This is a genomic window from Pseudomonas sp. GW821-FHT07E12 (assembly GCF_058986605.1).
In genome coordinates this window covers 56,091-71,546 of record NZ_JBYSVX010000026.1, presented here as the reverse complement: position 1 = coordinate 71,546, position 15,456 = coordinate 56,091, and the positions used below count along the sequence as shown (strand labels likewise).

The window sequence follows — 15,456 nt, the reverse complement described above, 5'->3', positions numbered from 1 at the left end:
CGAGTCACCTTTCTTTGCTCGTGCAAAGAAACGTAACCCAAAGAAACACGCCCCAGTCCTCGCGCCCTCCGCTGCGCCAGCGGGATTTTCTGACGCGACCTCCTGTCGCGGCAGAAAACGACGCACATCCATGTGCGTCGCCCTTCGGGTTATTCCCGCTGGCTCCGCCGCTGCGGATGGGGGCCCCGGGAAAGTCAAAGGCGAAAGGCGACAGCAAAATCACGAGCAACAGCAACAGCAACAGCAAGTGCAAGTGCAACAGCAAGTGCAACATGCATTTCCCTTCTCCCGCTTGCGGGCCGGGGCGCGGAGCGAGGTGCCCGGAAGGGGCGGATGAGGGTATGGGCGGAGCCTCTTGCAGCCCGGCATCATCGGGGCTTCGCCCCCGTGCCCTCATCGCAACCCCTTCCCCCAAATGGGGCGGCAGTCTCCCGGGGAGAGATGCTTTGAGAGCTGAGTGCCACAGGAGCAAATGAGTTGAACGTAAAAGGTTTCATTCAACGTCCTGCATCCATGCTGTCGGTGCTTCTGGCCGGCTCGGTGCTGGTCGGCGCCGCACATGCCAGCGATGCAGCTCATCAGGTGCTCGAGCGCAGTTTTGGCGCGCAGGCCGCTGCGCGTATCACGCTCAACGAGCAGCCGCAGCAGGAGGGGGCGCCGTGGTACCGCGTCGATGCGCAAGGCAAGCGGCTCGACGTGCAGGGCTCCGATCCGGTGGCGCTGGTGCATGGCGCCTACGCCTATCTGAATTCGATCGGTGCGGCATCGGTGAGTTGGGAAGGTGATCGGGTCGCGCTGCCGGCGCGTTTCGACAATTTCGTCGGGACCAAGGTCGCCACGCCGTTCGCCCATCGTGCCTACCTCAACACCTGCACCTACGGCTACACCACGCCGTTCTGGGATTGGTCGCGCTGGCAGCGTGAGATCGACTGGATGGCGCTGCACGGTGTCGACATGCCGTTGGCGATGGAGGGGCAGGAGGCGATCTGGCAACAGCTGTGGCGCGAGTTCGATGTGGCCGACGCCGATCTTGCCGACTACTTCTCCGGCCCGGCGTTCACGCCGTGGCAGCGCATGGGCAACATCGAGGGCTATCGCGCGCCGCTGCCGCAGCGCTGGATCGATGACAAGCAGGCGTTGCAGAAGCAGATCCTGGCGCGCATGCGCGAGCTGGGCATGAAGCCGGTGCTGCCGGCGTTCGCGGGCTATGTGCCCAAGGCGTTCGCGCAGGCGCATCCGCAGGCGCGCATCTACCGCATGCGTGCGTGGGAGGGGTTCCACGAAACCTATTGGCTGGACCCGGCCGATCCGCTGTTCGCGCGCATCGCGCGGCGCTTCATCGAGCTGTACACGCGCAGCTATGGCGAGGGTGAGTTCTACCTGGCCGATGCCTTCAACGAGATGCTGCCACCGGTGGCCGATGACGGCAGCGATGTGGCCGCGGCCAAGTACGGCGACAGCACCGCCAATACCGAGGCCGCCAAGGCCAGGGCCGTGCCCGCGGCCAAGCGTGATGCGCGGCTGGCGCAGTATGGCGAGGCGATCTATCGCTCGATCGCGCAGGCCAACCCGAAGGCGACCTGGGTGATGCAGGGCTGGTTGTTCGGTGCCGATCGCGAGTTCTGGCAACCCGAGGCGATCGACGCTTTCCTGAGCAAGGTGCCCAATAACCGCATGCTGGTGCTGGACATCGGCAACGATCGCTATCCGGGCACATGGAAGGCTTCGCAGGCGTTCGACGGCAAGCAGTGGATCTACGGTTACGTGCACAACTACGGCGGCAGCAATCCGGTCTACGGTGATTTCGATTTCTACCGGCAGGATCTGCAGGCGCTGCTGGCCGATCCGCAGCATGGTCAGCTCGCCGGTTTCGGTGCATTCCCGGAAGGGCTGCACAGCAACTCGGTGGTCTACGAATACCTCTACAACCTGGCCTGGGAGGGCACCGCGCAGCCGTTGGAGCAGTGGATCGCGCAATACAGTCGCGCCCGCTACGGTCACAGTGATGGCGATCTGCTGGCTGCGTGGGAGGATCTGCGTGCTTCGGTCTACAGCACGCGTTACTGGAGCCCGCGCTGGTGGAACAAGCGCGCGGGGGGCTATCTGTTGTTCAAGCGGCCGACTGTGGCGATCACCGGTTTCGACGACAAACCCGGCGATCCGGTGCGGCTGCGCAAGGCGATCAAGGCATTGCTGGCGCAGGCGCCGCGTTATCGCGATGCGCCGCTGTACCGACATGATCTGGTCGACTACGCGCGTCACTACCTGACCCTGCGCGTGGACGATCTGCTGCAGCAGACGGTGCAGGCCTATCAGCACAAGGACTTCGCTACCGGCGATGCGGCACGCGCCAAGGCGGTCGTGCTGGTGCGCGGTATCGATGGATTGATCGGTGGCCAGCAGGAAACCCTGTCCAGTTGGACCACGCAGGCGCGCAACTATGCTGACGGCGATGCCGCGTTGCAGGCCTACTACGTCGCCAATGCGCGTGCGCAGGTGAGCGTGTGGGGCGGCGACGGCAACCTGGCCGACTATGCGTCCAAGGCGTGGCAGGGCATGTACGACGGTTTCTACCTGCAGCGATGGATGCGCTTCCTCGATGCATATCGCGCCGCGCAGCAGGCCGGCACGGCGTTCGACGAGGCCGCGTTCGGTCGTGAACTGGCACAGTGGGAACGGCAGTGGGCGGAATCGGGCGACGTACCGTCACCGGGGAAGGCGCCGCGTGATGTGGTGGGTTCGATCCGGCGATTGCTGGAGCAGGAGTGATGATGGTCTGCTCCAAGGTGAGTGCTTGTATCGAGGTCTCGCGATGACGCCAACGCTCCCGAAGCCGGAACGCTTCCTGTCGCTCGACGTACTGCGCGGGTTGACCATCTTCCTGATGATCCTGGTCAACACCTCCGGCCCCGGCGCCGCTGCGTATCCGCAACTGGTGCACACCCCGTGGTTCGGTTTCACGCTGGCCGATCTGGTGTTCCCGACCTTCCTGTTCGTCACCGGCAATGCGCTCAGCTTCGCCGCGCCGGGTGGCAGCGAGGCGGATTTCCTGCGGCGGGTGTTCAAGCGCGCGGGGTTGATCTTTCTGTGCGGGTTGCTGATGTACTGGTACCCGTTCGTGCAGCAGGTCGATGGGCACTGGGCGTTCAAGCCGTTCGATCAGACCCGCGTGTTCGGGGTGCTGCAGCGGATCGCGATCTGCTACCTGCTGGCGGCACTGGCGGTGCGCTATCTGCCCGGGAAGCTGTTGCCATGGCTGGCGCTGGCTTTGCCGCTTGCGTACTGGGCGATCCTGCATCTGTTCGGCATGCCCGGCCTGGAGCTGGACAAGCTGGCCAACGCCGGCACCCGCCTGGACCTGTGGCTGGTCGGGCGCGATCACCTGTATCGCAAGGACGGCGGTTTCGATCCGGAAGGCCTGCTTGGGGCGCTGCCGGCCACCGCCAACGTGCTGGGTGGCTATCTGGCCGGGCAGTGGCTGCGCCGTGCCGGCAAGACCCCGCGTGCGGTTGGCTGGATGCTGGCCTGCGGCGTGGTGCTGGTCGTGCTGGCGCTGCTGTGGAATCCGTGGTTCCCGATCGCCAAGAAGCTGTGGACCGGCCCGTTCGTGCTGCTGACCGTCGGCCTGGACCTGGTCTGGCTGGCGCTGCTGGTGGCCTGGATCGAGCTGGGCGGCCATCGGGCCGGCAGCGGCTTCTTCACCGTGCTCGGCAAGAACCCGTTGGCGATCTACCTGTTCTCCGAGTTGTTCGTGGTCACCCTGCAGCAGGTGCGGGTCGCATCCGGCATGGGCTTGTATGACTGGCTCGGCATCGCGGTGTTCCAGCGGATCGTGCCGGGAGCGCTGGGCTCGCTGCTGTGCGCGGTCGCCTACACCTTGTTGTGCTGGGCACTGGGCTGGTGGATGGATCGCCGGCGGATCTATGTCCGGCTGTAGTGCCGGGCAAGTTCGGCTCTACGAGGGTTCGAGGTGCACAAATCCAAAATTGGTAATATATTGGACCTAATGAATTGATGTCCAAGGGTGAAGGAATGGCCAAGTCCGCGCAGGAGCACGACAAGCGTCTCGACGAGTTGGTGGTGGATCCGTCCGCGCCCACGCCGCTGTATCTGCAGTTGGCGGCCAAGCTCGGCGACAGCATCCGCGAGGGCCGCTGGAAGAGCGGCGAGGCGCTGCCGGCCGAGCGTCACCTGTGCGAACGGCTGGACATCTCCCGCGTCACCCTGCGCCAGGCGGTCGATGCGCTGGTGGAGCAGGGCCTGGTCACCCGCCGCCAGGGCGCCGGCACGTTCGTCACTTCGCACATCCAGCACCAGCTGAGCGGTCTGACCAGTTTCAGCGAGACCTTGCGGATCAAGGGCTACGAGCCCGGCACGCGCTGGCTGGACCGGCGCCTGCGCGCGGCCCACGGCGAGGAGCTGATGCGGCTTGGGCTGTCGCCGGATTCGACGGTGGCGGTGCTGAGCCGCCTGCGCAGCGCCGACGACCGGGTGATGGCCTATGAACAGGCGGTGTTGCCGGAGCGCATCGTGCCGGACCCGGAGCAGGTCGGCGATTCGCTCTATGCCTACCTCGATGCGCAGGGCACGCCGGTGGTGCGCGCCCTGCAGTACTTCCGCGCGATCAACCTGCCGGCGCGGCTGGCCGAGCAGCTGAAGATGCGCACCGGCGAGGCGATCCTGCACGTGGTGCGGGTGGGCTACGCCCGCGATGGCAGCGCGATCGAGCTGACCGACACGTACTGCCACAACGATTACTACGACTTCGTCGCCGAACTGCGGCGCTGACCGAACCACGCGATCCCCGCCCGCCAACCTTCCGCTGGAGCCCGCCGATCCATGTCACCCACCAGGCCCGCCAATCCGCTTGTGTCGATCGCCATCGTCGGCGCGTTGTTCTTCATCATCGGCTTCTTCACCTGGGTCAACGGTCCGCTGATCACCTTCGTGCGGCTGGCGTTCGACCTGAACGAGGTCAATGCGTTCCTGGTGCTGATGGTCTTTTATTTGTCGTACTTCTTCCTGGCGCTGCCGTCCTCGTGGCTGCTCAAGCGCACCGGCATGAAGAAGGGACTGGGCCTGAGCCTGCTGGTGATGGCGGTGGGCGCGGCGGCGTTCGGCCAGTTCGCCACGCAGCGCTGGTATCCGGGTGCGCTGGGCGGGCTGTTCGTGATCGGTAGTGGCCTGGCGCTGCTGCAGACCGCGGTCAATCCGTACATCAGCATCCTCGGCCCGATCGAGACCGCCGCGCGTCGCATCGCGCTGATGGGTATCTGCAACAAGATCGCCGGCATCCTCGCGCCGATCGTGATCGGCACCGTGGTGCTGCACGGCATCGGCGATCTGTCCGCCAAGGTGGCGGCCGCCGATGCGGTGACCAAGGCCGCGCTGCTGGACGAGTTCGCCGCCAAGATCCATGCGCCGTACCTGGCGATGGCCGGCGTGCTGGTGGTGCTGGCGATCGGCGTGCTGTTCTCGCCGCTGCCGGAGCTGAAGCCGTCCGAGGTGAATGCGGTGCCGGCCGGCAACGGGAGCGGCAAGACCAGCATCTTCCAGTTCCCGCACCTGTGGCTGGGCGTGCTGTGCCTGTTCGTCTACGTCGGCGTGGAGGTGATGGCGGGCGATGCGATCGGCACCTACGGCCACGGCTTCGACCTGCCGCTGGATCGCACCAAGCTGTTCACCGCCTATACGCTGGCGGCGATGCTGGCAGGCTATATCGCCGGCCTGATACTGATCCCGCGCGTGGTCTCGCAGGCGGCCTACCTGAGCGTCTCGGCGGTGCTGGGCGTGTTGTTCTCGCTGGGTGCCTACTTCACCCACGGCTACGTGTCGGTGGGCTTCGTCGCCGCGCTCGGTTTTGCCAACGCGATGATGTGGCCGGCGATCTTCCCGTTGGCGATCAAGGGCCTGGGCCGCTTCACCGAGATCGGCTCGGCGCTGCTGGTCATGGGCATTGCCGGCGGCGCGATCATCCCGCAGCTGTTCGCGGTGCTGAAGCAGCACTACGACTTCCAGCTGGTGTTCGCGCTGCTGATGGTGCCGTGCTACCTGTACATCCTGTTCTATTCGCTGAGCGGGCACCGCGCCAGCCAGCCGGCGCGGCAGGGCTGATCCGGGCATCATGGAAGGCTCGTCGAACAGCCAGGGGCAGAATATGCGCAGACCGACCATCAAGGATGTTGCCGAGCGCGCCAAGGTCTCGTTGAAGACCGTCTCGCGCGTGATCAACAACGAACCCTCGGTGATGCAGGCCACCCGCGCACGGGTGCTGCGCGCGATCGCCGACCTCGATTACGAACCCGATCCGTCCGCGCGCAACCTGCGCAGCGGCACACCGTTCGTGATCGGGCTGGTCTACGACAACCCCAATCCGTACCACATCATCGGTGTGCAGAACGGCGTGCTCGCCGCCTGCCGTGAGACCGGCTTCGGGTTGCAGATCAATCCGGTCGACTCGACCTCACCGCTGCTGGCCGAGGAAATGGCCGAGTGGGTACAGCGCTCGCGTCTGGCCGGCCTGGTGCTGACCGCGCCGATGTCCGAGCGGCCCGAGTTGTTGGCGGGATTGAGCGCGCGCGGCGTCAAGTTCGTGCGCATCATCGCCGCCACCGAGGATCCGGGCGATGGCGCCTGCGTCTACATCGACGATCGCGCCGCCGCCTACGAGATCACCGAACACCTGATCCAGCTCGGCCACCAGCGCATCGGTTTCCTGTGGGGCGGCCCGCAGCATCGTTCCAGCGGCGAGCGTTACGCCGGCTACGAGGCGGCGCTGCGCGATTACGGCATTGTGATCGACAAGCACCTGATCGTGCAGGGCGACTACACCTTCGACGACGGCTTCCGTGGCGCGCGCCGGCTGCTGTCGCTGCGCGAACCGCCGAGCGCGATCTTCGGCAGCAACGACGAGATCGCCGCCGGCGTGCTGGCCGCAGCCAAGTCCACCGGCATGAACGTGCCGTACCAGCTCTCCATCGCCGGCTTCGAGGACAGCCCGTTCTCGCGCCAGTCGTGGCCGCCGCTGACCACCGCCAAGCAGGCCACCGAAGATATCGCGCGGCATGCCGCGCGCCTGTTGATCAGCCAGCTGCGCACCGATGCCTACGACGAGCAGGGCACGCAGCTGCAGAACCGTGGCTTCGTCCCGCAACTGGTGGTGCGCGGCTCGACCGCGCCGCTGCAGCCGGCAGCCCCACGCCCCCTTCCCCCCGAACCGACCTGACTCTCTCATCCATGGCATTGCCCAACGAGACCGATACGCTGATGTTCCACGAGGCGGCCCAGACCGCCGACGTGGTCGCCACCCAGTTCGCCCGCAACCGCGCCACCGTTGATGCCCTGGCAGATTCGCTGCGCTGGGCGCCGCCGCCGTTCGTGGTCACCTGCGCGCGCGGCAGTTCCGACCATGCCGCCACCTACGCCAAGTACCTGTTCGAGACCCAGCTGGGCATCGTCACCGCCTCGGCCTCGCCGTCGGTCGGTTCGGTCTACGAGGCGCCGCTCAAGCTCGATGGCGCGCTGTATCTGGTGATCTCGCAATCGGGCAAGAGCCCGGACCTGCTGCGCAATGCCGAAGCCGCCAAGGCCGCCGGTGCACGCGTGGTGGCGCTGGTGAACGTCGAGGATTCGCCGCTGGCGCAACTGGCCGACACCGTGCTGCCGCTGTGCGCGGGGCCGGAGAAAAGCGTGGCCGCGACCAAGAGCTACCTCGCCTCGCTGGCGGCGATCCTGCAACTGGGCGCGGTGTGGAAGAACGACCCGGCACTGCTGGATGCGCTCGATGCGTTGCCGGATGCGCTGCGCCAGGCGTGGAGGGCGGATTGGTCCGACCTCACCGACGGGCTGACCGATGCGCACAACCTGTTCGTGCTCGGCCGTGGCCTGGGCCTGGCCGCTGCGCAGGAAGCCGCACTGAAGTTCAAGGAAACCTGCGGCCTGCACGCCGAGGCCTACAGCTCGGCCGAGGTGAAGCACGGGCCGATGGCGCTGGTCGGGCCGGGCTTCCCGGTGCTGGCCTTCGCCCAGCCCGACGAAACCGGTGCCGGCACCAGCGCGCTGGCCGAGGAATTCGCCGACCGTGGCGCGCAGGTGTGGCTGGCGTCGAGTGTCGCCGTTCCCGGCGCGGCCTCGGCGCTGCCGCTGGCCAGGTCGCCGCATCCGGTGTGCACGCCGCTGCTGACGATCCAGAGCTTCTACCGCGCGATCAACGCGCTGGCACTGCGCCGGGGCCATAACCCGGACCTGCCGCCGCATCTCAACAAGGTCACGGAAACCGTCTGATGAAGGATTCCAACACGCCGGTCGCGTTGTTCAACGGCCGGGTACTGACCCAGGACGGCTTCCGCGACGACGTCGCGGTGCTGATCGAGGGTCGCGACATCGCCGCCGTGGTCGCCGCCGATGATCCGCGCGTGGCCGCGGCTGCGCAGCGCGTCGACCTGCACGGCGGCACGCTGCTGCCCGGCTTCATCGACATCCAGGTCAACGGCGGCGGCGGCGTGCTGTTCAACAACGACACCTCGCCCGAAGGCCTGGCCGCGATCGCGCGCGGGCATCGCCGCTTCGGCACCACCGGCTTGTTGCCGACGCTGATCAGCGACACCGCCGACAAGATGGCCGCGGCGATCCAGGCCACGCGCGCGGCGATCGCGCAGGGCGTGCCGGGCATCCTCGGCATCCATCTGGAAGGGCCATACCTCAACCCGGCACGCAAGGGCACCCACGACGAGAAGGTGTTCCGCGCGCCGGACGCGCACGAGATCGAGGTCGATACTTCGCTGGACAACGGCGTCACCCTGATCACGCTGGCGCCGGAGCGGGTGTCGGAAGCAGACATCCGCGCGCTGGTCGCGCGCGGCGCGATCGTGTTCGCCGGACATACCGCCGCCAGCTACGAGCAGGCACGTGCCGGCATCGCCGCCGGCATCACCGGCTTCACCCATCTGTACAACGCGATGTCGCCGCTGACCGGGCGCGAGCCGAATGTGGTCGGTGCCGCGCTGGAAGACCGCGATACCTGGTGTGGCCTGATCGTCGATGGCGTGCACGTGCATCCGGCCAGCCTGCGCGTGGCGCTGGCAGCCAAGCCACGCGGCAAGCTGCTGCTGGTCACCGATGCGATGCCGATGGTCGGCGCCGACAGCCCCAGCTTCGACCTGTATGGCGAAACCATCACCGAGATCGACGGCGTGGTGCGCAACGCCGCCGGCGCACTGGCTGGCTCGGCGCTGGACATGGCCAGCGCGGTACGCAACACCGTCGAACTGCTGGGCGTCCCGCTCGACGAGGCCGCGCGCATGGCCTCGACCTATCCGGCGCAGTGCATCGGCCTGGCTGACCGTCTCGGCGTGATCGCGCCCGGCTACCAGGCCGATCTGGTGCTGCTCGATGCGCAGTTGCAGGTGATGAATACCTGGATCGCCGGGCAGGGCGGGTAGTCGCCCAGGCAAGAGCCTGCTCACGATCTCTGGGCCCTGCAGAAACAGACGTCATTCCCGCTTGATCAGCCATTGGGTTGCTGAAAAGCGCTTCGCGGGAGTGAGAGTAAAAGCAGACCGCGAACAGGCGATAGCCCCTGGCAGGAATGCCAGGGGCTTGCGTGCGTATTGTCTTCGGCAAGGCCGAAGTCCTGATAAGTCCGTCGGGTCTGTCCGGTCGCCGCAATGCCATGGCCGTCTTCGCATGTTGCGTCGCATGAGTTTCATCGCGCCTGACCGCACAAGTGTGCAACCGATCACGTCGAAGGCGACGACCGTGTTGAGTGTTTACGTTGTCGTCGCTCGAAATGTTGCTGCTTTCTGACAAAACGTGGATAGATGTGAGCTTCCGAAGATAACGTTATCAGCGGAGGCCATCGACCCGTCAAAGCAACATGCCGTAGCCATCTGTGGCACATCGCCATCACAAGACTGTCGCCGTCCGGATCGAGGACGGGCGATGCGTGCCGTGTACGCCACGCATTCCTTCACACAGCCAGAAGGTCCGAACATGTCGTTGAATTCGCAGCACTCCCCGCATGTGCTTTGCTGTTCCCGCGCCTCGCACTGGACGCGCCGCCTGCGCGCCGCGCCGCTGGCATTGGGTATCCGCAGTTTGATTTACGGCAGCGCCGCCTTTGCCGGCCTCGCTGCCGCACAGGAGGCACCGACGCTCCCGACCGCCGCATCCTCGACCGAGGCCGAGGGCCACACCGCCAACGCAAGCGGCAGCAGCTCCGGGCAGGATCTGACCACGCTGGACGCGGTCAAGGTGGTCGGCTACCAGGCCAGCCTGGGCAAGGCGCTCAACGTCAAGCGCAACGCGGATGCCATCGTCGATGCGATCAGTGCCGAGGACATCGGCAAGTTCCCCGATACCAACGTTGCCGAGTCGCTCTCGCACCTGTCCGGCATCACCGTGGACCGCCAGTTCGGCGAGGGCGAGAAGGTCAGCATCCTCGGCACCGATCCGGCGCTCAACCGCGTGCTGCTCAACGGCCAGACCATCGCTTCCACCAGTTGGGGCGGCGATCCGAATGACCCGGACAGCCGCTCGTTCAACTACAGCATCCTGGCGCCGGAAGTGGTCGGGTTGATGGAGGTCTACAAGACCCCGGAGGCGCGCATCGACGAAGGTTCGATCGGCGGCACCGTGATCGTGCATACGCGCAAGCCGCTCGACCTGGAGCGCAACACGCTCACCGGCACCGTCAGCTACGGCTACAACGATCGTTCCGAGAAGGGCAGGCCGAACGCCTCGCTGCTGTACAGCTGGAAGAACCACGACGAGACCTTCGGCGTGCTGGCCTCGGTGATGCATTCGGAGAAGGTGCTGCGCCGCGATGGCGTGGAGATCTTCGGTTACGACGACGTGGCCAGCGCGAGCTTCCCTGCCTCGGTGGTCGGCAGCAACACCGGGCAGTACCCGACTTCGCTCAACACCGCGCTGTTCCAGCAGACCCGCAAGCGCGATGGCGTGACCACCGCGCTGCAGTGGAAGCCGGACGGTGATTTCGAGCTCAACCTCACCGGCCTGTACGTCAAGGAATCCTTCGACAACTACAACCAGAGCCACTACGCGTACTGGGGGTCCAACACCGCCGATGCGACCGCGCTGGGTTTCACCAACGGCGTGGCGACTTCCGGCACCTTCGGCGACGATTCGGCGACGTATCTGGACGGCTACCTGCGCCGTACCGAGGTCAAGACCGGCAGCCTCAACCTGCGCGCGGACTGGCACGGCGACGGCTGGAACGGCTCCAGCCAGGTCGGTTACACCAGGTCGACCGGTGGCGCCGACCGCATCTACGGCATCCAGTTCGTCTCCTACGGCGGCTACAGCTACAACATCGATCACCGCAACACCTCGATCGACTACAACCTGGATCCGACCGATCCATCGAACATGCAGCTGCACAACCTGTCGGCCAGCCACAGTCCGCAGTACGACCAGGAAAAGTATCTTCAGCTGGATTTCGACCACACAGTGGAGTGGGGGCCGTTCAACCAGATCCTGACCGGCGTCAAGCTGACCAACCATGCGATGGGCCAGACCTCCTACAGCACGACCTGGACCATCGACGACGGCACCACGCTGTCCAGCTTCTATGGCGGACTCACCCCATCCGGCTATCTCGACGGCATCTCGGCCAGCCAGGACATGCAGCACTGGGCCACCATCGACAAGGGCTCCATCGGCAGCTACGCCGAGAGCCTGGACGGGGCCGATGCCCTGGATTTCAGCTACAGCGGCAGCTACCACATCGAAGAACAGAACCGCGCCTGGTACCTGCAGGGCAACTTCTCCGGCGAGCGCTATCGCGGCAACGTCGGCGTGCGCTATGTACACACGCGTGATTCCATTGGCGGCTACAGCTACGACGCGTCCGGCGGCTACAGCCCGGTCAACTACGAGACCAGCTATGGCAAATGGCTGCCGTCGTTCAACATCGCCTACGACCTGCGCGACGATCTGATCCTGCGCCTGGCCGCGGCCAAGGTGATCGCACGGCCGCGCTACACCAACATGACCCCGTACGTCGCCACCGACAACACCACGCTGACCGCCTCCACCGGCAATCCCGCGTTGAAGCCGTACGAGTCCAACAACTACGGCGCCTCGCTGGAGTGGTACTTCAATCCCAGCAGCCTGCTCAGCGCGGAGTTCTTCTACCGCGACATCTCCAACTACGTGCTGACCACGGTGGAGGAACGCACCTTCCTCAACACCACCACGGGCGGCTCCAGCACCTACCTGACCTCGGTGCCGACCAACGCCGGCGACGCCAAGGTCAAGGGCGTGTCGGTGAACTTCCAGCACAACTTCGGCTACGGCTTTGGCGTGGTGGCGAACTACACCTACTCCGATGCCAGCACCAATGGCGACTTCAGTCTGCCGTACAACTCGCGCAACGCCTACAACTTCAGCCCGTACTACGAGCAGGGCAAGTGGAGCGCGCGCATCAACCTGGGCTGGCGCTCGGAGTACTTCACCCAGATCGGCCGCCTCAACGGCCAGCAGATGACCGATGCCTTCACCCAGCTCGATGCTTCGATCGGCTACCAGATCAACGATCGGCTGCGCATCTCGCTGGAGGGCAGCAACCTGCTAGATGAGACCTACTACAGCTACATCGGCAGCAAGGACCATCCGTACTACATCTACAAGAACGGCCGGGCTTACATGCTGAGTCTCAACTTCAAGATGTAGCAGGACGGGCGCCGCGACCCGGTCAACCGGACGCGGCGCCCCCTCAGGACGCGCTGCTTGACTCGATCAAGATCGCGCGGAAGTCATTGACGTTGGTCAGCGTCGGGCCGGTGATCACCGCATCGTCCAACGCTCCGAAGAAGCCGTGGCCATCGTTGTCGTCCAGATGTTCCTTCGGCCGCAGCCCCAACGACCACGCACGCGCCAACGAATCCGGCGATAGATAAGCACCCGCGATTTCTTCCTGACCATCGACACCGTCGGTATCGCCCGCCAGCGCGTGGATGCCCGGTTGCCCATCGAGGGTGATGCCGAGCGAGAGCAGGAATTCCACGTTGCGCCCGCCACGCCCATGCCCGCGCACGGTCACCGTGGTTTCGCCGCCACTGATCAGCACGCATGGTCCTGCAACTGGTTGAGCATGGCGTTGCACCTGACGCGCCAATGCCGCCAGCACCTTGCCGACATCGCGCGCCTCACCCTCGATGCTGTCGCTCAGGATGTAGGGCGTCATCCCGGCATCCCGGGCCACCTGCGCGGCCGCTTCCAGCGCACGTTGCGGCGTGGCGATGATGTGCGACTGATGACCCTGCAGACGCGGATCGTCCGGCTTTATCGATTCGCCGGCACCGCTTTCCAGTGCGGCCAGTGCGGCGGCCGGCAAGCTGATGCCGTAGCGATGCACGATCGCCAGTGCATCCGCGCAGGTGGTGGCATCGCCGAGGGTGGGGCCGGAGGCGATGTCGACGGCATGGTCGCCCGGAATATCGGAAATCATCAGCGTCACCACCTTGGCCGGATGGCAGGCGGCGGCGAGGCGGCCGCCCTTGATCGCGGACAGGTGACGGCGCACGCAATTCATTTCGCTGATGGTGGCGCCGGATTTCAGCAGGTCCTGGCTGATGCGCCGCTTGTCTTCCAGGGTGATGCCGTCCAGCGGCAATGCCAGCAGCGCCGAGCCGCCGCCGGAGATCAGGCACAGCACGGTGTCATCGGCACTCAGGCCGCTGACCCGTGCGCGGATGCGCTGCGCGGCTTCCACGCTGGCGGCGTCCGGCACCGGATGCGCCGCCTGGATGATCTCGATGCGCTCGCACGGCACTTCGTAGCCGTAGCGGGTGACCACCAATCCACTGAGCGGACCGCTCCAGTTTTGCTCCACGGCCCGGGCCATGGCGGCGGAGGCCTTGCCGGCGCCGATCACCACCAGTCGCCCCTTGGGCGGTGGCGGCAGGTAGGCCGGGATGCAGTGTGCAGGCTGGGCCGCCGCGATGGCAGCCTCGAACATGCGTTGCAACAACGCACGCTGCGGCGTGGAATGGGTCATGGTGGCGAGCTCCCGGCGCTTCAGCGATTGACGATCCTGGCCGGCACGCGCAGTACCAGCAGGGCACCCAGCAGCAACACCGCCGAAAGGATATACAGCGCCACATCGGTGCTGCCGGTGGTGTCCTTGATCCAGCCGACCAGGAACGGACTGACGAAGCCGGCCACCTGGCCCAGCGAGTTGATCAGCGCCAGACCGCCGGCTGCCGCCGCGCTGCCCAGGAACGCAGTGGGCAACGGCCAGAACATCGGCAAGCCCGACAACGCGCCCATGGTCGCCAGCGACAGCCCCACGATCGCGATCACTGCATTGCCGTCCGCCTGGGTCGCCAGCATCAAGCCACACAGCCCCATCAACAGCGGACCGCTCAGGTGCCAGCGACGCTCCTTGCGGGCATCGGCGGACCGGCCGATCCAGATCATGAACAGGCAGGCGCAGAAGTACGGGATCGCACTCACCCAGCCCACGGCCAGCGGGCTCTGGAAACCCAGCGATTTGACGATGGTCGGCAACCAGAAATTGATCGCATACACGCCCATCTGGATGCAGAAGTACACCAGCCCCAGCATCCACACGCTGCCATTGCGCAGCACGCTGGCGAAGGAGTCGCTGGATTGCGAGGTCTGCCGGCGTTGGCGATCGTCTTCGGCCAGTTCGGCCAGCAGCAGGCGTTTTTCGCCATCGTCCAGCCAACGCGCCTTCTCGATGCCATCGTTCAACAACGCATAGACCAGCAGGCCCAGCGCGATCGTGGGCAGGCCCTGCAACAGGAACATCCATTGCCATCCATCCAGCCCATGGTGGTCGGCGAAGGTTTCCATCATCCAGCCCGACAGCGGACTGCCGAGCACGCCCGAGATCGGAATCGCCGACATGAACAAGCCCATCACCCGGCCCCGTCGCGAGGACGGAAACCAATGGGTGAAATACAGCACGATGCCCGGGAAGAAGCCGGCCTCGAACACGCCGGTGATGAAGCGCAGCACGTAGAACTCCAGCGGCGTGGTGACGAACATCAACGCCGCCGACGACGCGCCCCAGGCCACCATCAAGGTACCGATCACCCGCCGCGCCCCGAGCCGGTGCAGCAGCAGGTTGGCCGGCACGCCGCTGAGCACGTAACCGATGAAGAAGATGCCCGCGCCCAGCCCGTATACCGTTTCGCTCCATTGCAGCGCGTCGAGCATCTGCAACTTGGCGAAGCCCACGTTGACCCGGTCCAGGTAATTGAACAGGTAGCAGACAAAGATGAAGGGGATCAGCCGCAGGGTGATTTTCCTGTAGGCCGCGTCGAGTGTCGCCGGATCGGCCGGCCGGAACGTGCCGATGCCCTCCTCACGGATGCTCATGTTGCTCTCCTCCCAGAGATATACGTGGTTTTGTGGTGCCGACTCGGCGCCATCATAGGGAGGAAGTGGCGCGCCTCCATCGTTCATTTG

The 15,456-nt window shown here is 65.6% G+C and carries 10 protein-coding genes; 8 read left to right on the top strand and 2 right to left on the bottom strand.

The window, feature by feature from the left end; translation table 11 throughout:
- Positions 1 to 513 precede the first annotated feature (513 nt).
- The 8 genes from AC3WJE_RS14505 (at position 514) to AC3WJE_RS14470 (ending at position 12,690) form a co-directional block, all read left to right on the top strand.
- Positions 514 to 2,769 carry an alpha-N-acetylglucosaminidase gene (locus AC3WJE_RS14505; RefSeq protein ID WP_493731519.1) on the top strand — a complete coding sequence of 752 codons (2,256 nt, stop codon included), beginning with the start codon at positions 514 to 516 and terminating at the stop codon, positions 2,767 to 2,769.
- A 43-nt stretch (positions 2,770 to 2,812) separates the two neighbouring features.
- Positions 2,813 to 3,937 (top strand): acyltransferase family protein, encoded by a 1,125-nt coding sequence (locus AC3WJE_RS14500; RefSeq protein ID WP_493731518.1) that lies wholly within the window; start codon positions 2,813 to 2,815, stop codon positions 3,935 to 3,937.
- Positions 3,938 to 4,032: 95 nt separating this feature from the next.
- Complete coding sequence (locus AC3WJE_RS14495; protein WP_493731523.1) at positions 4,033 to 4,788, top strand: GntR family transcriptional regulator; 756 nt, start codon at positions 4,033 to 4,035, stop codon at positions 4,786 to 4,788.
- Positions 4,789 to 4,839: 51 nt separating this feature from the next.
- Positions 4,840 to 6,114, top strand: a complete 1,275-nt coding sequence (locus tag AC3WJE_RS14490) for a sugar MFS transporter (RefSeq protein WP_493731517.1) — start codon at positions 4,840 to 4,842, stop codon at positions 6,112 to 6,114.
- 43 nt (positions 6,115 to 6,157) lie between these two features.
- Entirely contained in the window at positions 6,158 to 7,225 is a 1,068-nt protein-coding gene (locus AC3WJE_RS14485) for a LacI family DNA-binding transcriptional regulator (protein WP_493731516.1), read from the top strand.
- Positions 7,226 to 7,236: 11 nt separating this feature from the next.
- Entirely contained in the window at positions 7,237 to 8,283 is a 1,047-nt protein-coding gene (locus tag AC3WJE_RS14480; protein ID WP_493731515.1) for an SIS domain-containing protein, read from the top strand.
- Positions 8,283 to 9,440, top strand: coding sequence for an N-acetylglucosamine-6-phosphate deacetylase (gene nagA / locus AC3WJE_RS14475; protein ID WP_493731514.1), 1,158 nt, complete (start codon positions 8,283 to 8,285; stop codon positions 9,438 to 9,440). The genes AC3WJE_RS14480 and nagA overlap by 1 nt, the downstream gene beginning before the upstream one ends.
- A 550-nt stretch (positions 9,441 to 9,990) precedes the next feature.
- Positions 9,991 to 12,690: a TonB-dependent receptor gene (locus AC3WJE_RS14470; protein WP_493731513.1), complete on the top strand. Its 2,700-nt coding sequence runs from the start codon at positions 9,991 to 9,993 to the stop codon at positions 12,688 to 12,690.
- Positions 12,691 to 12,733: 43 nt separating this feature from the next.
- On the opposite strand, the gene AC3WJE_RS14465 is transcribed toward AC3WJE_RS14470, so the two are convergent.
- Both AC3WJE_RS14465 and AC3WJE_RS14460 read right to left on the bottom strand, forming a co-directional pair.
- The gene (locus AC3WJE_RS14465) at positions 12,734 to 14,017 is read right to left on the bottom strand and encodes a glycerate kinase type-2 family protein (protein WP_493731512.1); all 1,284 of its coding nucleotides are present in this window, start codon (positions 14,015 to 14,017) and stop codon (positions 12,734 to 12,736) included.
- A 20-nt stretch (positions 14,018 to 14,037) separates the two neighbouring features.
- Positions 14,038 to 15,366: an MFS transporter gene (locus tag AC3WJE_RS14460; RefSeq protein ID WP_493731511.1), complete on the bottom strand. Its 1,329-nt coding sequence runs from the start codon at positions 15,364 to 15,366 to the stop codon at positions 14,038 to 14,040.
- Positions 15,367 to 15,456 lie beyond the last annotated feature (90 nt).